18 protein-coding genes are annotated in these 18,650 nt (G+C 68.8%); 12 read left to right on the top strand and 6 right to left on the bottom strand.

Annotated features, from left to right (window positions below; all coding sequences use genetic code 11):
- Positions 1-188: 188 nt before the first annotated feature.
- Positions 189-485 (bottom strand): SEL1-like repeat protein, encoded by a 297-nt coding sequence (locus ACP690_RS11610; protein ID WP_018250550.1) that lies wholly within the window; start codon positions 483-485, stop codon positions 189-191.
- Between the two features lie 79 nt (positions 486-564).
- A complete protein-coding gene (panC, locus tag ACP690_RS11605) occupies positions 565-1,410 on the bottom strand; it encodes a pantoate--beta-alanine ligase (protein ID WP_426261190.1) in 846 nt (281 codons plus the stop codon).
- An 87-nt stretch (positions 1,411-1,497) separates the two neighbouring features.
- Between panC and ACP690_RS11600 the strand changes: the two genes are divergently transcribed.
- The 8 genes from ACP690_RS11600 to ACP690_RS11565 all read left to right on the top strand — a co-directional run bounded on the left by ACP690_RS11600 (position 1,498) and on the right by ACP690_RS11565 (position 8,647).
- Positions 1,498-2,346, top strand: coding sequence for a division plane positioning ATPase MipZ (locus ACP690_RS11600; RefSeq protein ID WP_426261191.1), 849 nt, complete (start codon positions 1,498-1,500; stop codon positions 2,344-2,346).
- Positions 2,343-2,606 carry a J domain-containing protein gene (locus ACP690_RS11595; protein WP_426261192.1) on the top strand — a complete coding sequence of 88 codons (264 nt, stop codon included), beginning with the start codon at positions 2,343-2,345 and terminating at the stop codon, positions 2,604-2,606. The genes ACP690_RS11600 and ACP690_RS11595 overlap by 4 nt, the downstream gene beginning before the upstream one ends.
- Positions 2,603-3,970 (top strand): phosphoglucomutase/phosphomannomutase PgmG, encoded by a 1,368-nt coding sequence (gene pgmG, locus ACP690_RS11590; RefSeq protein WP_426261193.1) that lies wholly within the window; start codon positions 2,603-2,605, stop codon positions 3,968-3,970. The genes ACP690_RS11595 and pgmG overlap by 4 nt, the downstream gene beginning before the upstream one ends.
- A gap of 31 nt (positions 3,971-4,001) precedes the next feature.
- Positions 4,002-4,466: a PH domain-containing protein gene (locus ACP690_RS11585; protein WP_017977317.1), complete on the top strand. Its 465-nt coding sequence runs from the start codon at positions 4,002-4,004 to the stop codon at positions 4,464-4,466.
- 360 nt (positions 4,467-4,826) lie between these two features.
- Entirely contained in the window at positions 4,827-5,585 is a 759-nt protein-coding gene (locus ACP690_RS11580) for an exonuclease domain-containing protein (protein ID WP_426261194.1), read from the top strand.
- 52 nt (positions 5,586-5,637) lie between these two features.
- A complete protein-coding gene (locus tag ACP690_RS11575; protein WP_426261195.1) occupies positions 5,638-7,149 on the top strand; it encodes a sensor histidine kinase in 1,512 nt (503 codons plus the stop codon).
- A complete protein-coding gene (locus tag ACP690_RS11570) occupies positions 7,146-7,592 on the top strand; it encodes a response regulator (RefSeq protein WP_426261196.1) in 447 nt (148 codons plus the stop codon). Before ACP690_RS11575 ends, ACP690_RS11570 begins: the two co-directional genes overlap by 4 nt.
- 2 nt (positions 7,593-7,594) lie before the next feature.
- Positions 7,595-8,647 carry a sensor histidine kinase gene (locus ACP690_RS11565; RefSeq protein ID WP_294212016.1) on the top strand — a complete coding sequence of 351 codons (1,053 nt, stop codon included), beginning with the start codon at positions 7,595-7,597 and terminating at the stop codon, positions 8,645-8,647.
- Between the two features lie 77 nt (positions 8,648-8,724).
- Here ACP690_RS11565 and ACP690_RS11560 read toward each other — a convergent pair whose 3' ends face one another.
- Together ACP690_RS11560 and ACP690_RS11555 are read right to left on the bottom strand one after the other, a co-directional pair.
- Positions 8,725-9,216: a DUF1440 domain-containing protein gene (locus ACP690_RS11560; RefSeq protein WP_426261197.1), complete on the bottom strand. Its 492-nt coding sequence runs from the start codon at positions 9,214-9,216 to the stop codon at positions 8,725-8,727.
- A gap of 190 nt (positions 9,217-9,406) precedes the next feature.
- On the bottom strand, positions 9,407-10,150 hold the full coding sequence (locus tag ACP690_RS11555) for a class I SAM-dependent methyltransferase (protein ID WP_426261198.1): 744 nt from the start codon (positions 10,148-10,150) through the stop codon (positions 9,407-9,409).
- Positions 10,151-10,201: 51 nt separating this feature from the next.
- Between ACP690_RS11555 and ACP690_RS11550 the strand changes: the two genes are divergently transcribed.
- From ACP690_RS11550 to ACP690_RS11535, 4 genes are all read left to right on the top strand, one after another.
- Positions 10,202-11,062, top strand: coding sequence for an oxygenase MpaB family protein (locus ACP690_RS11550; protein WP_426261199.1), 861 nt, complete (start codon positions 10,202-10,204; stop codon positions 11,060-11,062).
- Positions 11,063-11,294: 232 nt separating this feature from the next.
- Positions 11,295-12,830, top strand: coding sequence for a DUF4153 domain-containing protein (locus ACP690_RS11545; protein WP_426261200.1), 1,536 nt, complete (start codon positions 11,295-11,297; stop codon positions 12,828-12,830).
- On the top strand, positions 12,827-13,540 hold the full coding sequence (locus ACP690_RS11540; protein WP_426261201.1) for a response regulator transcription factor: 714 nt from the start codon (positions 12,827-12,829) through the stop codon (positions 13,538-13,540). The genes ACP690_RS11545 and ACP690_RS11540 overlap by 4 nt, the downstream gene beginning before the upstream one ends.
- Complete coding sequence (locus tag ACP690_RS11535) at positions 13,537-15,078, top strand: HAMP domain-containing sensor histidine kinase (RefSeq protein ID WP_426261202.1); 1,542 nt, start codon at positions 13,537-13,539, stop codon at positions 15,076-15,078. Before ACP690_RS11540 ends, ACP690_RS11535 begins: the two co-directional genes overlap by 4 nt.
- A 97-nt stretch (positions 15,079-15,175) precedes the next feature.
- Here the strand turns inward: ACP690_RS11535 and ACP690_RS11530 are convergent, their stop codons facing one another.
- Both ACP690_RS11530 and ACP690_RS11525 read right to left on the bottom strand, forming a co-directional pair.
- The gene (locus ACP690_RS11530) at positions 15,176-17,107 is read right to left on the bottom strand and encodes a CocE/NonD family hydrolase (RefSeq protein WP_426261203.1); all 1,932 of its coding nucleotides are present in this window, start codon (positions 17,105-17,107) and stop codon (positions 15,176-15,178) included.
- 228 nt (positions 17,108-17,335) lie between these two features.
- Positions 17,336-18,619, bottom strand: a complete 1,284-nt coding sequence (locus ACP690_RS11525) for an Hsp70 family protein (RefSeq protein WP_426261204.1) — start codon at positions 18,617-18,619, stop codon at positions 17,336-17,338.
- Positions 18,620-18,650 lie beyond the last annotated feature (31 nt).

The following is an 18,650-nucleotide window of genomic DNA, read 5'->3' as shown; positions in this document are numbered from 1 at the left end:
AGGTTCTGGATTCCCGCCTTCGCGGGAATGACGGCAGTGGGATAGGGCGCCGCTCCTCCCATCGTCATCCCGGCGCACGCCGGGATCCATGGTGGCGGGACGGCTGTGGTTCGCAAACCATCGGCGGCGGCGTGTCCATGGATCCCGGCCTGCGCCGGGATGACGAACACCAGGTCGTAGCGAACCGCCTACGCCGCCCGGCGCTGCGTCATCATCAGCCAGGCGCGCGCCTGGCGCTGCGCTTCGGCGATCTCGCGGGCCGTCATGTCCTCGGCCACGTCGGCGCGGGCATCCACCGCGTCCTCAAGGCCCGCCACGGCGGCGAGATTGAACCATTTGTGCGCCTCGATCAGATCGATCCCCGCCCCCGCGGTCCCGGTCTGATAGCACACGCCGAGGTCGAACAGCGCCTCGGGCCGGCCGCGCATCGCGTCGGCGATGCGGCTTTCTAAAAGAAACTGCGCACTCTTGAGACTGTTAGCCATGGATCGCCCCTATTTTTCATGGGGCCACCATGGCGCGCCGACCGCTACGAAATGGTTAACGCGAAAAACACCATGTCCGTCAGGGCGTTGCCTCGACCGCCACGTTGTCGATCAGCCGCGTCGTCCCCATCCGCGCCGCTGCGAGCAGCCGCCGCGGCCGGTCCGCCGCCGGCGATTCGGCCAGCGTTGCGGCATCGGCCAGCGCGACATAATCGACCTCGAACCCCGCCGCGACCAGCGCGCCGCGCGCCTCGGCCAGCGCGCCTTCGGGATCGTCGCCGCGCGCGATGCTGCGCGCCGCGACGCCCAGCGCGCGCGGCAGAGCGATGGCCTTCGCGCGCTGCTCCTCGTCGAGGTAGATGTTGCGCGACGACAGCGCGAGGCCGTCATCGTCGCGCTGCGTCGGCACGCCGACGATCTCGATGGCCATGTCGAGGTCCGCGACGAAGCGGCGGATCACGGCGAGCTGCTGGAAATCCTTCTCGCCGAAATAGGCGATGTCGGCGCGCGTCTGGTTGAACAGCTTGGTGACGACGGTCGCAACGCCATCGAAATGCCCCGGCCGCGCCGCGCCATCCAGCCCGTCGCTGACGCCGGAAACGCTGACGTTCGTCGCAAAGCCTTCGGGGTACATCACCTCGACCGGTGGCGCCCACAGCAGGTCGCAGCCATGGTCGGCGAGCAGGCGCGCGTCCGCCGCCTCGCGCCGGGGATAGCGGGCGAGGTCTTCGTTCGGGCCGAATTGCTTGGGGTTGACGAAGATCGATGCGATCACCTTCGTGCCCGGGCGCCGCGCCGCCTCGATCAGCGCCATATGACCCGCGTGCAGCGCGCCCATCGTCGGCACCAGCGCGATGGTCGCCCCTTCGGCGCGGAATGCGGCGACCGCGTCGCGCAAGCCGGCCAGGTCTCGAACTGTCTGCACCGTTTACCCCCTCGAACAATGAGCGCGCGGCTTCTATGAAGAGGGCAGCAACCGGGCAACCCGGAAGAACGCATTAAGGAACGAGCCGTGCCCGCAGGGCCACATGTCCCCTCCCCCCACGTCATCGTCTTCGCCAATGAAAAGGGCGGCACCGGCAAGTCGACGACGGCGGTTCACGTCGCCATCGCGCTCGCCGCGAAGGGCGCGAAGGTCGCCTGTTTCGACCTCGATCACCGCCAGCGCACCGTCGGCCGCTACCTCGACAATCGCGCCGCCACGATGCAGCGCAAGGGCAGCGCGCTGCCCATGCCTGTCCACGACACGCACGACGGCACGAGCGAAGACGTGTTCGAGGAAAAGTGGACCCGCCTGTCCGAGGGTGCGGACTTCCTGATCGTCGACACCCCCGGTCGCGACGATTATTTCGCGCGCACCGCGGCGGCGCTGTCCAACACGCTCGTCACGCCGATGAACGACAGCTTCGTCGATTTCGACCTGATCGGCCAGGTCGATCCCGAGACGTTCAATGTCACCAAACCCAGCTTCTATTCCGAGCTGATCTGGGACGCGCGCAAGCAGCGCGCCCGCGCCGATGGCACGCAGATCGACTGGGTCGTGCTGCGCAACCGCCTGCAGCATATCGAGGCGCGCAACATGCGCCGCGTGTCGGATGCGCTGACCCAGCTGTCGAAGCGCGTCGGCTTCCGCATCATTCCGGGCCTGGGTGAGCGCGTCATCTATCGCGAGCTGTTCCCGACCGGCCTCACCATGATCGACGCCAAGGAATTCGGCGCGATGGGCCTGGGCCATGTCGCCTCGCGGCAGGAATTGCGCGAGATGATGGCGGCGCTGCAATTGCCCGAACCCGCCCAGCCGTCCGACTCGCAGCCGTCCGATACCCAGGCCGCCGAGCCGACCCCCGATATCGCCGCATGAAATGGCTGATCGTCATCGGGCTGATCTGGCTCGCATGGCACTATCTGGGGCGCAAGCCGAAGCACACCGCGGTCAGCCCGCAGCAGCGCGCGCGCCGCATCCTGGGCGTCGCGGCAGAGGCGGACGAGGCGGCAATCCGCGCCGCGCATCGCCGCCTGCTCGCCGAATTCCACCCCGATCGCGGCGGATCGGAATCGGCGACGCGTGAGATCAACGCGGCGCGTGACCTGCTGATCGAGGGCCTGCGCCGCCCCGCATGAGCCATGTCCTCTCGCCCGCGATCCTGCGGGAATATGACATTCGCGGCACTGTGGGGCGCAACCTCGCCCCCGCCGACGCGACCGCGATCGGCCGCAGCTTCGCCACCCGCGTCCGCGCCGCGGGCGGCACACGCGTGGCGGTGGGGCGCGACGGGCGCCTGTCCTCGCCCGACCTCGAAACCGCGTTGGTCGCCGGCCTCGTCGCGGGCGGCGTCGACGTCGTCCGCATCGGCCTCGGCCCCACGCCGATGCTGTATTTCGCCGAGGCGACGCTGGGCGTCGACGCCGGCATCCATGTGACGGGCAGCCACAATCCGCGCGACGACAACGGCTTCAAGATGGTGCTCGGCCACCGCTCCTTCTACGGCGCCGACGTGGTCGATCTCGCCCGCCTCGCCGCCACCGGCGCCTGGAGCGAGGGCACCGGCAGCGTCACCCACCACGACGTCCTTCCCGCTTATGTCGCGCGCCTGCTCGCGGGCTATGCCGGCGGCGCGTTCCGCATCGGCTGGGATTGCGGCAACGGCGCCGCCGGCCCCGCGGTGGAGCGGCTCGTCGCGCAGCTGCCCGGCGAGCATCATTTGCTCCACACCATCGTCGACGGCCGTTTCCCCAACCATCACCCCGACCCGACCGAGGAAGCCAATCTCGCCGACCTCAAGGTGCTGGTGCGGGAGAAGGGCCTCAACTTCGGCATCGCCTTCGATGGCGACGGCGACCGGATCGGCGCGGTGGACGGCAAGGGCCGCGTGCTGTGGGGCGACCAGTTGCTCGCCCTGCTGATCGCGCCGGTTCTCGAAGCCTGTCCCGGCGCCACCGTGGTCGCCGACGTCAAATCCTCGGCTTACGTCTTCGATCGTATCGCGGAACTGGGCGGCACCGCGGTGATGGGTGCGACCGGCCACAGCCCTATGAAGGAAGCGATGCTCGCCCATGCCGCGCCGATCGCGGGCGAATTGTCGGGCCACATCTTCTTCGGCCACGACTGGTACGGTTTCGACGACGCGTTGTACGCCGCGGTGCAGCTGATCGGCGCGGTCCATCGCTCGGGCCAGTCGCTCACCGCCTTGCACGACGCGATGCCGCCGTTCGTCAGCACCCCCGACCTGCGCTTCGCCATCGATCCGGCGCGCAAGGCCGGGGTGATCGATGCGGTGCGCGCGCGGGTCGAGGCGACCGGCACGCCCGTCGTCGCGATCGATGGCGTCCGCGTCACGACGCCCGCGGGCTGGTGGCTGCTGCGCGCCTCGAACACGCAGGACATGCTGACGCTGCGCGCCGAAGCCCGCTCCCAGGCGGCGCTCGACGCCTTGCTCGCCGAGGTCGACGCGCACCTGACGGCCTGCGGCATCGCCCGCGATTGACAGACATGCCGTGCCCGATAGGGTCGGTGTCATGTCTGGGTCCTACAGTGCCGAACGCGCCGTCGACAGCTTCCGCTCGAGCACCAATCGCTGGCTGCTTGGCAGCTTCACCGGCTGGCTGACGATCCTCAGCTGCGCGATCGGTGTGGGCCTCGTCATCATCGCGGTCCGCTGGTTGCAGAACATGTCCGCCGCCTATGAGATCACTGACCAGCGACTGATCGTGAAGCGCGGCCTCGTCATGAAATCGATCGACGAGATCGAGCTGTACCGGATCAAGGACGTGCGCGTCGATTTCTCGGTCATCAACCAGATCGCGGATATCGGCACGATCACCATCACCTCGTCGGACCGCACGACGCAGAATATGCAGTTCGTCCTGCGCGACATCCCCGCCGCCCGCGAACGCCGCGAAGGCATCCGCAAACTCGTCGACCGCGCCCGGCGGCAGCGCGGGGTGCGCGAGCTGGACATCGACGAAGACGACTATCGCTGATCTGCAACGGAGTGGGTTGTCACCGGCCGCCCCGCCCACACCGTCACCCCGGACTTGGTCCGGGGTCCACTCCGCGGCGAGGGGGGTGGCTTGAGCCTCTTGCCGTCCCCTTGCGGCCCGGTGGACCCCGGACCAAGTTCGGGGTGACGGGCGGAGAGACGAACCTTCGCGTGCATCCCCACCCACCTCACACCCTCGTCAACGCCAACAACAAAAGTCCTCCCCCGCCAGGGGGAGGTGGCGCGCCGAAGGCGTGACGGAAGGGGCGGACAGGAATGCCCTCTGCATAGCAAGCACCGCTCATAACCCCCCTCACCAAATGCTGGCGGAATCCGTCCACATCCCCCATCTACCCCAGCAATGCGTCCCCAGCCCCAGATCGTCCGCGTCATCGACCTCGAAACCACCGGCAGCGCGCCGCCTGCGCATGGCGTGTGCGAGATCGGCTGGCAGGACGTCGCGCTCGGCGCCGATGGCCGCTGGGAGCTACAGGGCGAGGGTGGGTCGATCCTGGTCAATCCGGGCCGCGCCATCCCGCCGATCACGCAGGCAATCCATCATATCCTCGACGAGGATGTCGCTGACGCGCCCTGGTGGCACGACGTCGCACGCCGTGTGCTCGATCCCTATCCGCGCCGCGTCGCGCTCGCCGCGCATCGGGCGGACTTTGAACAGCAATTCTGCACGCCCAGCCTGACCCATGGGCAGGAGTGGATCTGCACTTGGAAGTGCGCGCTGCGCCTGTGGCCGGACAGCCCCAGTTTTTCCAACCAGGTGCTGCGCTATTACCGCCGCCCCGAGGGGCTGGACCAACAGCGTGGCCTGCCCGTCCATCGCGCCTTCCCCGACGCCTATGTCACCGCGCACCATTTGCGCGATCAGTTGAACGAAGCGGGCCTCGTGCAATGCCTCGACTGGTCGCGGACCCCCGGCCTGATCCCGCGCGTCCGCTACGGCCCCTATCGCGGCAAGGCGTGGAGCGAGCTCGACCACGAAAGCCTGATGGCTTTCCTGACCGATCGCGATCCCGACATCCGCTTCACCGCCAATGCCGAAATGGATCGCCGCAGCGGTGGCGGCGCCGTGGGACGTGCCAACGCGCAGGACCTCTTGCTGTAGTATAATCTCACCCCTCTGGAATGGTTCGTAACGCTGGCGTAAGGCAGCGCCCGTGATCGCCACCATCCGCAACCGTTTCGTCGTCAGGGAAGGCCGCTTCGGCCGCGTGCTGATCGCCTTCATGGTGATGGGTTTCGCCGCGCTGATCGTGGCGGGCATCGCCGCCGGCCTCGCCACCGCGCGCGGCGAACAGCACACCGAAACGGTCGGCCACACCTATGAGGTGGAACTGGCGATCGGCACCGCGCGGCGCCTGATCGAACAGAGCGAAGCCTCGCGTCGCGGCTATCTGCTGACCGGCGACGTGCGCTATCGCGACGCCTACCGCGAATGGGGCGCGGCGCTGGCACCCGCGCTCGCTCGGCTGGAATCGCTGACCCACGACAATCCGCGCCAGGTTACCAGCTTCACGCTGCTGCAACGCGAGGTCGCTGCCCTGCTCGACCAGCGCAGTCGCACGATCGCGCTGGTCGATGCCGGTCGCCGCGCGGACGCGGTGACCGCATTCGAGCAGGAAACCAGCATCCGGCGGCTGACGATGATCCGTACGCTGTTCGAACGGATGAGCGGCGAGGAACGCCGGTTGCTCGAGCTGCGCAACGCCGCGCAGCGCGCCAGCGTCCGCCTGTTCTACGGCATCCTTGCGACGGCCGCGGTGATCCTCGCGTTCGTCGTGCTCGCCTCGCTGCTCACCGTGCTGCGCTACACGCGCGACCTTTCCGCCTCGCGCGATTCGCTGCGTTCGTTCAACGAGCGGCTCGAAGAGACGGTGACCGAACGCACCGCCGACCTCAGCCGCGCGAACGAGGAAATCCAGCGCTTCGCCTATATCGTCAGCCACGACCTACGCTCGCCGCTGGTCAACGTGATGGGCTTCACCGCCGAACTCGCCGCGGTCATTCCGCCGCTCACCACATTGGTCGAACAGGCGGAGGCGCAATGCCCCGATATCGTCACCGAGGATGCGCGGCTCGCGGTGCGCGAGGACCTGCCCGAAGCGATCGGCTTCATACGCACCTCGACGCAGAAGATGGACCGGCTGATCAACGCCATCCTGAAGCTGTCGCGCGAAGGCCGCCGCGTCATCACCCCCGAAGCGATCGACCTCGCCGCCGTGGTCGACACGATCGAAGGGTCGATCCGCCACGTCCTCGACGATCGCGGCGTCACGCTCACCGTCATCCGCCCGATGCCGCGCGTTATGACCGACCGCGTCGCGATCGAACAGATCCTGTCGAACCTGATCGAGAATGCGAGCAAATACCTTCAGCCCGGTCGCCCCGGCGCGATCAGCGTATCAGCGGAGCAGCGCCGCGATCGCGTGATCGTGTCGGTCGCCGACAATGGCCGCGGCATCGATGCCCGCGATCACCAGCGCATCTTCGATCTGTTCCGCCGATCGGGCCAGCAGGACCAGCCCGGCGAGGGGATCGGGCTGGCGCATGTCCGCGCGCTGGCCTATCGCCTCGGCGGCACGATCGACGTCGACAGCGCGCTGGGCGAAGGATCGACCTTCCGCCTCAACCTTCCCGCCACCTTTTCCAGTCAGGACATTGCGTCATGAACGCCCATCAATCCGTCGGCATCGTCATGATCGAGGATGACGAAGGCCACGCGCGCCTGATCGAAAAGAACATCCGTCGCGCCGGCATCAACAACGATATCAAGCATTTCACCGACGGCAACCAGGCGCTGCACTTCCTGTTCGAAGCGCCCGACGGCCCCGCCCGGAACGGCCCGGCGCTGGTGCTGCTCGACCTCAACCTGCCCGATATGAGCGGCACCGACATCCTCGCCCGTATCAAGGCAGAGGCCAGCCCGCTGAAGCGCACCCCCGTCGTCGTGCTGACGACCACCGACGACAAGGTCGAGATCCAGCGCTGCTATGACCTGGGCTGCAACGTCTACATCACCAAGCCGGTGAATTACGAAAGCTTCGCGCAGGCGATCCGCCAGCTCGGCCTGTTCCTGTCGGTGATCCAGGTCCCCGAGGTCGAGGAACACTGATCCTGACCCAGGTTCCGCCCAGCGCGCCCGCCAGCGTCCTGTATATCGACGACGACGCCGGTCTGCGCCGACTCGCGGCGCGCACGCTCGAACGGCGCGGCTATAGCGTGACGGTCGCCGACAGCGGCGCGGAGGGCGTGATGCTGGCGGCGGGTCAGCCGTTCGATCTCGTCGCGGTCGACCATTACATGCCGGAAATGGACGGGCTGGAAACGCTAGAACGGCTGAAGGCGCTGCCCGAGCCGCCGCCGGTGGTCTACGTCACCGGATCGGACGAGGGCCGGATCGCGATCGCCGCGTTGAAGGCGGGTGCCGCGGACTATGTCGTCAAGACGGTGGGCGAGGACTTCTTCGACCTGCTCACCGCCAGCTTCGAACAGGTGCTGGAACGCAGCCGCCTGACGCGGGAAAAGGCGCGCGCCGAAGAGGATCTGCGCGCCAGCAACGCGCGGCTCGAAACCCTGCTGTCCGAAGTGAACCACCGCGTCGCCAATTCGCTGCAGCTCGTGTCGGCGATGGTGCGGTTGCAGGCGGGCGCGCTCAGCGACCCCGCCGCGCGTGCCGCTCTGGACGATACGCAGCGCCGCATCGGCGCGATCGCCCAGGTCCACCGCCGGCTCTATTCGGCGAACGACGTCGAAAGCGTCGACATGCACGATTATCTGAAGTCGCTGATCGACGAACTCAACGAAACGCTGTCGTGCGACGATGGCGCGAACACGCTGCACCTCGTCGCCGAATCGATCCGCCTGCCGACCGACAAGGCGGTGTCGCTGGGCGTGATCGTCACCGAACTCGTCACCAACGCGTGTAAATACGCCTATCCGGACGGCGTTGGCGGTGAGATTCGCGTGCTGCTGCGCCGCGACGGCGACGACATCTTTCTGCTCGCAGTGGAAGACGACGGCTGCGGCATGCCGGCCGAAGCGACGCCCAAGGGCACCGGCCTCGGCACCAAGCTGATCCGCGCCATGGCGCAGAGCCTGCATTCCGCCGTGGAATACGAACCCCGCACACCGGGCGTCAGGGCAACGCTGCGCGCGGCGATGGCATAAGCGCGGCACCACCCCATCCACTACGTCACCCCTGACCACGTCCGGGGTGACGCTGAGTCAGAGGCGTTAATCCCGCCTCAATCCACCGCCTCCACGAACCGCCGCGTTCCCTCCAGCGCCGCCCCGAACACGACATGGCTCGCCAGCCCGTACGCATGGATCGCCGGCGACGTATCGGTGGCCGATGGTCCCCAGCCGAACGCAGGCACCGCCACATCGGCCAGCAGCGTCGCGACGCCGACGTCAAACGCCGTGCCGAACCCCGCCGTCGTTTCCGGCCACACCCGCGCCGCCAGCGCATAGCCCGCGCCAAGCGCCGCGCCGGTCACGTAATGCACCAGCACCCCCGCGCTCTCGCGGCGCTTCTGCGTCACCGGCTCGCCCGTCACCGCCTCGCTGACGCTGTCCGCTGCCTTCACCGTCGCGGGATCGTCGTTGCTGCCGCCCATATCGACCACCGCGGCGACGCCCTTTTGAAACAGGTCCATCGCCAGGCTGGCGACGATCCCCCCGGCGACGCCGGCAAGCAGGGTCTTGGGCAGGCTGTTGGCAAGTGACGACACACGCATTCTCCCGGTCAGATGCAGCGCCCAACGCCGCATGCGACCGAGAGGTTCGTGGGCGCGGTGACATATCGCCGCCTATCCGCCCACCGTTCGCCCTAAGCCTGTCGAAGGGCGCGTCATCACACCCGCACCGCACGTGAATGGCTGTGCTTCGACAGGCCAAGCACGAATCGATCGATAGACGCGTCGCCCCTCAGGGCTTTCGGAACTTCATCACGAACTGATCGGTCTTGCCACGGATCGCCGGATCGAAGACGTTCTTCGTGTGATCGTCCGCGGGATTGGCGAGCACGTTGCTCGACCCGACATAGCGGAAGCCCGTCGATTCGATTTGCTGGCGCACCACCGCGGGATCGATGCGGTGCCGCGTCGCGGTGCCCGACAGGCCGGTGCCGGGCGCATCGGCATGGTCGATGACGACATAGGTGCCGCCCTTTTTCAGCAGCTTGAACACCGCCGCGTCGAACGCGCGCAGTGCGGGTTCGCCGGCACCGTTATTGGGAATGTCGTGATAATTCTGCACCGTCCAGAACACGTCGACGGGCTGCGGCACGGTCGGCAGGTTGGTCGGCTGCACCTCGGCGGTCACGTTGGGCAGGCCGCGCGCCTGCAAGGCAGGCAGCGTCTTCGCGGCATATTTCGCCCCCGCCGCCGGCCACAGCGCATAGACCTTGCCCTTCGGCCCGACGATGCCGGAAAAGATGCGCGTCCAATATCCGGCACCCGGCAGATAATCGATGACGACGTCGCCCGGCTTCACACCCGAAAAGGCGAGCACCGCCGCCGCCTGGCGCCGCGCATCGTCCCCCGACTGGTCGGCGCGCGCGGGATCGGCGAGCGCCCGGCCGATCGCGCTGCCCGCCGGCGCAGCCTTTTCCTGCGCCACGACGGCGGTGGTCATCGCGAGGCCTGCGATCATCGATACGATCAGCCGCATCTTTTGTACCCCTCAACCGGTTGGACGTGCATGAGATTGACGGACAGCAGCATGAGCGATCTGCGCGGCGCGATCCAGCGCGAAGTGCATCGGCTCGTCGGCTTCGACGACGGCACCGTCGATCTCACCCGCCCGCCCGGCGACGACGGCCTGTTCGGTCCCGGCTCGGCCGCCTGGGTGGTGCATGGCGACTTCACCGCGATGATGGCGGGCGGCGTCGCCGCGCTGCTGCTCCAAATGCTGCACCCCGGCGCCTTGGCGGGCGTGTGGGACCATTCCAACTTCCGCGCCGACATGCTCGGCCGGCTGCGCCGCACCGCGCAATTCATCTCCGCGACGACCTATGGCTCGACCGAGACGGCGGAGCGGATGATCGCCCGCGTCCGTCGCATCCACGATTCCGTCGCGGGCACGCTGCCCGACGGCACGCCGTATAGCGCGAACGATCCCGAGCTGCTCACCTTCGTCCATGTCGCCGAGGTCGCGAGCTTCCTCGCCGCGCACCGCCGCTACCGCGACCCGGACTATCCCGCGGCGGAGCAGGACCGCTATCTCGCCGAATATGCCCGCGTCGCCGAAGCGCTCGGCGCGCGCGACGTCCCGCGCAGCCGCGCCGAGGTGGACGCGTATTTTACTGCGATCCGCCCGCGCCTGCGCGCCGACCATCGCACGCGCGAGGTTGCCCGCGCCCTGCTCGACCAGCCCGTCGCGGTGCCCGCGCTCGCCTCCGCGCAAAGGCTGTTGATGGCCGCGGGCATCGACCTGCTGCCGCGCTGGGCCGTGACGCTCCACGACCTCACGCCGCCACCCGGCCGCCGCCCGATGGTCCGCGCCGGCATGGCGGGCGTCGGGTCGGTATTGCGATGGGCGCTGCGCGACGGCTCGGCGAAGCGGGCCAGGGATCAGGCCTGACGCAATCCGTTTCACCCCCCTTCGCCCTGAGCCTGTCGAAGGGCGGAACGCGACGGGCGGCGCGCTTGCGAACAGCAGCGCTGCGACAGGCTCAGCGCGAACGGCCGTAGGGCGGTCGATCGACGCCTGCACCGGATCTGCACGGCCCGCACACCGCCTCAGCACCATCCGCGCCATCGCACCTCGACGCCTGCCCGCCATCCCTGCCGCGCCCCTCGCACAGGATGCCCGCATGCCGCACCGCCTCTCCACCCTGTCCGCCAAGATCGCGGCGACCGCCGCCGTGATCTGCCTCGTCGAAGTGCTGATCGACCATGCGCCCGCCTTCTTGTGGACCGCCGCACTCGCCTGGATCGTCGCACTGGCCGCGACCCGGCCGGCCGTCCGCCGCAATCGCGCGGCGCAGGTCGCGCTTGCCGCCGCCACGCTGTTCGTCGCCGCATTGTTTGACGATCCCAGCGAGCTCGCCGTGCTGCTGTTCCTCGTCGCGATCGTGCTCGCCGCATTATTGCCCCGGCGACGGTTCGACACCGCGATCGCCTGGGGCCTGCGCCTTGCCTGGGCCGGGCTGACCGCGCTGCTGCTGCCGATCCGCGACCTCGGCCTGACCGCCCGCGCGCGGGGACGGCGTGCCGGCCCCGGCCTTCGCCTTGGCGCCGTCGCCTCCATGCTGGCCCTGCCGATCGCCGGCGGCGCGCTGTTCCTGACGCTGTTCGCCCAGGCCAATCCACTGATCGAATCGACCTTCGCCGGCATGGTGCTGCCCGATATCAGCGTCTTCCTGTTCCGCGGCGTCATCGCGATCGTCGTGCTGCTGCCGGTGTGGGCGACGCTGCGCCCCGATCCGCGCGGCACCGGCTGGGACGGAGCGCTGCCCGCGGTCGCACTGCCGCAAGTGGGCAGCGCGACTCTGATCCTGTCGCTCGCCACCTTCAACACGATCTTCGCGCTCCAGAACGCGCTGGACCTCGCCTTCCTGTGGAGCGGCGCACGCCTGCCCGCCGGCGTGACGATGGCGGACTATGCCCATCGCGGCGCCTATGCGCTGATCGTCACCGCGCTGCTCGCCGGGCTGTTCGTGCTGGTGACGCTCCGCCCGGGCAGCCCCGGTGCGGCGAGCCCTGCGGTACGCCGGCTGGTGACATTGTGGATCGTCCAGAATGTGCTGCTGGTCGCGTCCAGCGCATTGCGCACGCTCGATTATGTCGATGCCTATTCGATGACGGTACTGCGCCTGTCCGCGCTGATCTGGATGGCGCTGGTCGCAACCGGCCTCATGCTGATCCTGTGGCGGCTGCTCGCCGGCCGATCGAGCGCATGGCTCGTCAACGCCAACGCGCTCGCCGCCGCGGTCGTGCTGACCGGCTGCACCCTCGTCGACCTGCGCGCCACCGCCGCCGCCTGGAATGTCGACATGGCGATCCGCCGCCACACGCCGCTCGCCGACCTCGACCTGTGCTACCTCGACACGCTCGGCCCGTCCGCGATCCTGCCCCTCGCCCGGCTCGAGCAGGCAACCCACGATCCCGTCGCCCGCGACGCCATCGCCTCGCTCCGTTGGCAAGCCCAGCAGATTCTCGTGGGGCAGGACACCCCGCGCGACTGGACATGGCGTGGCGCCCGCCGCCTCGCCCGCCTCGAGGCGATGATGGGCGCCACGCCGCCGCGCCTTCGCCCCGCGCCGAACGGCCGCCGGTGCGGCATCATCGCGCCACCGCCCGAGCCAGCGCCGGCACCCGCCCCATTGACGAAGGCCCCGCAACGATGATCCTGTGCCCGATGCCCCGCACCGTGCTGATCGTCGACGACGATCCCCATATCCGCCAGCTGCTCGCCTTCGCGCTCGACAAGGCCGGCCTGTCACCGGTCGAGGCGGCGGACGGCGAGGCGGGTCTCGCGATGGCGCAGGCGCAGCGGCCCGACCTCGTCATCCTCGACATCAACATGCCGCGCATGGACGGGCTGGAGGTCTGCCGCCGTCTGCGTGCGGACAGCGACACGCCGATCCTGTTCCTGTCCAGCCGCGACGATGAGATCGACCGCGTGCTCGGCATCGAACTCGGCGCCGACGATTATGTCGTCAAGCCCTTCTCCCCGCGCGAAGTCGTCGCGCGCGTCATGGCGATCCTGCGCCGCACCGCCGCCCGCCCGCCGCAGGTCGAGGAGGGCCGCGCGCTCGCCCACGGCCGGCTGACCCTCGACCTCGACGGCTGGTGCGCCGCCTGGGACGGCGCGGAGGTCGCGCTGACCGTCACCGAATTTTCGATCCTGCGCCTGCTCGCCTCGATGCCTGCCAAGGTCTTCAGCCGCGACGCGATCATCGACCGGTTGCACGGCCCCGGCTTCGCAATCACCGACCGCACGATCGACAGCCACATCCGCAACCTGCGCCACAAGTTCGCGGGGATAGGCGCCGCCGACCTGATCGAAACGCGCGCCGGCATCGGTTACCGCCTCGGCCCCTGCACGGGCGCGTGATCACCGCGCTGAAGGACTGGGCGAAGCGCCACTGGCCGCGCCTGCGGTTGCGCACGATCCTGTTCGCGACGCTGTTCGTCGTTGCGGCGCTGCCCGGCTTCGGCGCGGTGTTCCTGCGCGTCTACGAAAACACGCTCGTCCGCCAGACCGAAGCGGAGCTGGTCGCGCAGGGCGCCGCGCTCTCTGCCGCCGCCGCCGCCGACTGGCCGGGCGCGACACCGGGCACGCCGCTCTATCCGACCCGCATCGTCGTGCCCGGATATGGCGTCGACCTCAGCCTCACCCCGATCCTGCCCGAACGCCCCGACCCGACGCCCGCGCCCGCGCCCGCCCCGGATGCGGTCGCCGCCGCGCGCACCCTCGCCCCCGTGTTGCGCGCGACGCAGATGACGACGCTCGCCTCGATCCTCCTACTCGATCGGGGCGGCAGCCTGGTCAATGGCGGCGGCAGCCTCGCGACCTTGCCCGAAGTCGCCGCGGCACTGCACGGCCGGCCCGCCACCACGCTCCGCCGCAACGGCGCCTATCGCGCGGTCTATCGCTTCGAATGGCTCAGCCGCGCCGCCGCGATCCGCATCCATCACGCGCGGCCGATCGTCGTGAACGGCCGCGTCGTCGGCGTGCTATTGCTGTCGCGAACGGCACGCGCGCTGTTCCGCGGCCTGTACGAGGATCGCGGCAAGATCGCGATCGGCATCGCTGCGATCTTCGGCCTGCTGATCGTCATCAGCGGGTTCATCTCGCGCGGCGTCACCCGCCCGATCGAACGCCTCGGACAAGCGACCCGCGCCGTCGCCAGCGGCCGCGGCAGCGTGCCGGAGGTGCCCCCCACCGCCGCGATCGAGATCCAGGGCCTCTACGCCGATTTCGCCGCGATGACCGCCGCGATCGAGCATCGCTCCCGCTACCTGCGCGACTTCGCCTACGCCGTCAGCCACGAATTCAAGACGCCGCTCGCCGGCATCCGCGGCGCGATCGAGCTGCTGCACGACCATCCCGACATGGCCGCGGCCGATCGCACGCGCTTCCTCGCCAATGTCGATGCCGATGCGCAGCGTCTGACGCTGCTGACAACGCGCCTGCTCGACCTCGCCCGCGCCGACATGACCGCACCCGGCGAGCCCTGTGCCGATCCGGCCGGGGTAATCGCCCGCGCGGCAGATGCGGTGCGCGGGGCGAGCTTCGCGGTCGAGGTCACACCCGGCCCGATCCCGCCGGTTGCGCTGCCCGCCACGACGATCGAAACGGCGCTGGCGACGCTGTTCGACAATGCGCGGCAAGCGGGCGCCCACGCAATGCGGATCGAGGCTTCCGCCGCCGCGACGCAGGTCGTCCTCACCATCCGCGACGACGGCCCGGGCATAGCGCCCGCCGACGCCGCGCGCCTGTTCGAACCCTTCTTCACCACGCGCCGCGGGCAGGGCGGCACCGGCCTCGGCCTCCCCATCGCAGCCTCGCTGCTCGAAGCCGGCGGCGGCACGATCACGCTGATCGAGGCGCACCCCACCACGTTCCGCGTGACGCTGCCCCTCCTCTAACCAACCCCGCCGCCCCGGCCGAGGAGCCGGGGTCCCGCTTCGTCTTTCACCGGCGGCAGAAAGCGAGACCCCGGATCACGTCCGGGGTGACGAAGGATTACTTCGCCTGCGCCTGCTCCACCGGCACCACCGGCAGCAACACCGCGCTCGGCGTCTTGCCACCGCGCTCGATCGTCACCGTCGCCTTCTTGTAGTCCCCCGGCTTGGCGAAGAAGATGTTCGGCACGTACGTCTGCGGGTTGCGGTCGTAGAGCGGGAACAGGCTCGATTGCACCTGCACCATCACGCGGTGCCCCGGCTGGAACACATGGTTCACCGTCGGCAGGCGGAACCTGTAATGCTGCACCTTGCCCGCCGGGATCGCCGAGGGCTTGGCAAAGCTGTCGCGATACCGCCCGCGGAAGATGTCGAGGCTGATCGGCAGCTCGTATCCGCCCATCTTCGGATCGGTCGCATTCTGCGCGGGCAAGACGTCGATCACCTTCACGACGAAATCGCCGTCCGTCCCCGTCGTCGTCGCATACAGGTCGGCGATCGGCGCGCCTGATACGCGCATCGGTTCGGTCAGCACCGGCGTCATGTAGGTCATCACGTCGGGCCGCCCATCGGCATGGCGCTGGTCGCTGACCAGCCAGTCGCCCCAGCGGCCGTCGTCGAAATTCACCGGCCGCGGCAGGTGCGGCACGGGCTTGGACGGATCGGAGACATAGCTGTCACCCCCCGCCGCCGCGGTGTCGAAGCCCAGCCCGCCATTCGCCTGCAGGTACATCGGCTTCAGCGGCGACGCGCAGCCGCTGTCGCAGGCGAGCGGCCAGTTGGCGAACCGGTCCCAATGATTCTCGCCGGTGTTGTAGATCGCCGCAGTCGGCAGGTTCGCCGCCGGCCCGTCCTTCAGATACTGGTCGAACAGCGGCAGCACCATCTGCTCGCGGAACTGCGCCGCGGTGTCGCCATCCCACTGGAACGGCCCCAGGCTGCGGCCTTCGCGGTTGATCTGGCTATGCCGCCACGGCCCCATGACGAGGAAGTTGTTGCCGGTCTTCCCCTTGGCTTTCAGCGCTTCCCAGCTGGTGATCGCGCCATACATATCCTCCTGGTCCCACAGGCCCTGTTCCCAGATCGTCGGCACGTTGGAGGGGTTGGCAGCGAGCAACTTGTCGAGCGCCTGTCCCTGCCAGAAGGCGTCATAGGCCGGATGGTCCGACATCCGCTTCCAATAAGGCAGCTGGTCGTAGCCCGACTTCTTCGCCCAATCCCCCGCCGAACCGGTGCGGAAATTGTCGTAATCGTCCCACCCGCCGGTCGGCGGCAGCGGCCCGCCGCTCTTGTAGCCGGTCTGTCCGCCGATCCAGGCGATATTGGCGAGACGGAACGCGCCGTAATGGAACCAGTCGTCGCCCATCCAGCCGTCGATCATCGGGCTTTCCGGCGCCGCGACCTTCAGCGCCGGGTGCGGATGGAGCAGCGCCATGACGACCGTAAAGCCTTCGTAGCTCGACCCGATCATGCCGACGCGCCCGTTGGACTGCGGCAGGTTCGCCTTGTTCACCAGCCATTCGATCGTGTCATAAGCGTCGGTGGTGTGATCCACCTTGGTCGGGTTCAGCGGACCGATGACGGGACGCGTCACGACATAGTCGCCCTCCGACCCGTATTTGCCGCGGATGTCCTGATAGACGCGGATATAGCCGTTCTTCGAAAAGATCTCGTCCGACAGCGGCAGCGCATTGACCATCGATGGCGAATCGCTGCGGTTGGCACGGCCCGAGGCATTGTACGGCGTGCGCGTCAGCACGATCGGCGCATTGGTCGCATTCTTGGGGATGACGATGACGGTGTGCAGCTTCACCCCGTCGCGCATCGGGATCATCACGTCGCGCTTGATGTAATCGTGATCGGCGGTCGGCAGCACGAACTTCGCCGGGATATCGCCGCCCGGCGGCGGCAGGTTCGGGTTCGTCTGCGTCTGGGCCTGCACCCCCACCGACAGAAGCGCGATCGAGGACAGCAGCAGAACGGAACGACGCATCGGGAAATCTCCGGCAGGGATGTTGCCGCATGCTAACGTGGATGAGGCGGGCGGCAACCCCGGCCACCCCAATTCCTCCCCCGCCAGGGGGAGGTGGCGCCGCGAAGCGGTGACGGAGGGGGAGGTCAACGGTGTCCTTCGTTACGTGATCCGCCGCTTCCTCCCCCTCCACCATTCGGCTGACGCCGAACGGTCCCCCTCCCCTAGCGGGGGAGGACTTGGGGAGGATTACACCGCCCAAACCCCCACGTCCTCCTGCTGCCCGATCAGCGCCAGGCCATGCGCGATCGACGTCAGCTCGCCGCCCGTCGCCAGCCGCGCCTCGCCGAACCGCTCGGCGAACAACCGCCGGATGCGCGGCGTCAGCGACGTACCGCCGGTCAGGAACACCCGGTCGATCCCCTCCGCCGCAACACCCGCTGCGACCAGCGCCTGATCCACCGCCGCATCGATCCGCGCGACATCGGGCGCGATCCATGCCTCGAAATCGGCGCGCCGCACCTCCGCCGCGATGTTCAGCCCCGCGCCCTCGAAGCGGAACTCCGCCGCCTCCGCCGCCGACAGCGCGCGCTTCAACCGCCCGACTGCGTCGTAGAGGTGGTATCCCTCTTCCTCCTCGATCACCGCGATCATCCGCCCGATCGCCTCCGGGTCGGTCGCGGTGCGGCGCAGCTTCTCCAGCTCGGCCAGCGTCTTGCGGTTGCGCATCAGCGCGAGGCGCGACCAATCGGCGAAGTCGGCGAAATAGCCGCCCGGGATCTCCAGCACCTTGTCGAACGAGCGATAGGTGCCGCCCTTGCCCAGCATCGGCATCACCAGATGCTCGACGATCCGCCGGTCGAAGCGGTCACCCGCGATCCCGACGCCGGCATGGCCCAGCGGCTCGCACCGCCGCCCTGCGCCCGGCGCGGCGATCCGCACCACCGAAAAGTCGCTGGTGCCGCCGCCGAAGTCCGCGACCAGGATCGTCGCCGGGTCCGCCAGCCGCTCGGCGTAGCTGAACGCCGCGCCCATCGGCTCGTAGACGTAATGCAACTCCGCGCCCAATTGCGCGAACACCGCATCGTAGCGCGCCTTCGCCAGCGCCTCGTCGGGCTTGGCGCCCGCGAACGTCACCGGCCGGCCGACCACGACGCGATCGGCGCGTGCCATCGCCCCCTTCGCGCGCGCGGCCATCTTGGCGACGAACAGCTGGCCCAGTTCCTCGAAGCGCATCCGCCGATCGAACACCGGCGCGGTATCGAAGCTCGCATTCGCCGCCACCGATTTGAACGACTGGAGGAAGCGGCTGCCTTGCGGAAAGTCGAGATATTCGCGGATCGCCCACGGCCCCGCCTCCGACAGCACGCCGCCGCGCCCGCGCTCGTCCTCCCAGAAGCACAGCGCCGACCGGAATACCGCGTCGGCGCCATCGGGCGCGTCGAGCGTCACCAGTTCCGCCTGCCCTCCGCGCGCCACCGCGGCGACGGAATTGGTGGTGCCGAAATCGAGGCCGAGCGTGTGTGTGGTCATGGCGGGGGCGCATCGACCGCGTGGCGGCAGG

Source organism: Sphingomonas sp. DC4900, from assembly GCF_049896485.1.
Lineage (GTDB): Bacteria > Pseudomonadota > Alphaproteobacteria > Sphingomonadales > Sphingomonadaceae > Sphingomonas > Sphingomonas aquatilis.
This window is presented reverse-complemented; position numbering and strand designations above follow the sequence as displayed.

What these genes read in the sequence shown, in the direction of transcription:
- ACP690_RS11550 (WP_426261199.1), top strand. Translation starts at nt 10,202, where the DNA reads ATGAGCGATCTGCGCGGCGCGATCCAGCGCGAAGTGCATCGGCTCGTC.
- ACP690_RS11525 (WP_426261204.1), bottom strand. Translation starts at nt 18,619, where the DNA reads ATGACCACACACACGCTCGGCCTCGATTTCGGCACCACCAATTCCGTC.
- pgmG (WP_426261193.1), top strand. Translation starts at nt 2,603, where the DNA reads ATGAGCCATGTCCTCTCGCCCGCGATCCTGCGGGAATATGACATTCGC.
- ACP690_RS11595 (WP_426261192.1), top strand. Translation starts at nt 2,343, where the DNA reads ATGAAATGGCTGATCGTCATCGGGCTGATCTGGCTCGCATGGCACTAT.
- ACP690_RS11585 (WP_017977317.1), top strand. Translation starts at nt 4,002, where the DNA reads ATGTCTGGGTCCTACAGTGCCGAACGCGCCGTCGACAGCTTCCGCTCG.
- ACP690_RS11545 (WP_426261200.1), top strand. Translation starts at nt 11,295, where the DNA reads ATGCCGCACCGCCTCTCCACCCTGTCCGCCAAGATCGCGGCGACCGCC.
- ACP690_RS11540 (WP_426261201.1), top strand. Translation starts at nt 12,827, where the DNA reads ATGATCCTGTGCCCGATGCCCCGCACCGTGCTGATCGTCGACGACGAT.
- ACP690_RS11560 (WP_426261197.1), bottom strand. Translation starts at nt 9,216, where the DNA reads ATGCGTGTGTCGTCACTTGCCAACAGCCTGCCCAAGACCCTGCTTGCC.
- ACP690_RS11570 (WP_426261196.1), top strand. Translation starts at nt 7,146, where the DNA reads ATGAACGCCCATCAATCCGTCGGCATCGTCATGATCGAGGATGACGAA.
- ACP690_RS11530 (WP_426261203.1), bottom strand. Translation starts at nt 17,107, where the DNA reads ATGCGTCGTTCCGTTCTGCTGCTGTCCTCGATCGCGCTTCTGTCGGTG.
- ACP690_RS11610 (WP_018250550.1), bottom strand. Translation starts at nt 485, where the DNA reads ATGGCTAACAGTCTCAAGAGTGCGCAGTTTCTTTTAGAAAGCCGCATC.
- ACP690_RS11580 (WP_426261194.1), top strand. Translation starts at nt 4,827, where the DNA reads ATGCGTCCCCAGCCCCAGATCGTCCGCGTCATCGACCTCGAAACCACC.
- ACP690_RS11555 (WP_426261198.1), bottom strand. Translation starts at nt 10,150, where the DNA reads ATGCGGCTGATCGTATCGATGATCGCAGGCCTCGCGATGACCACCGCC.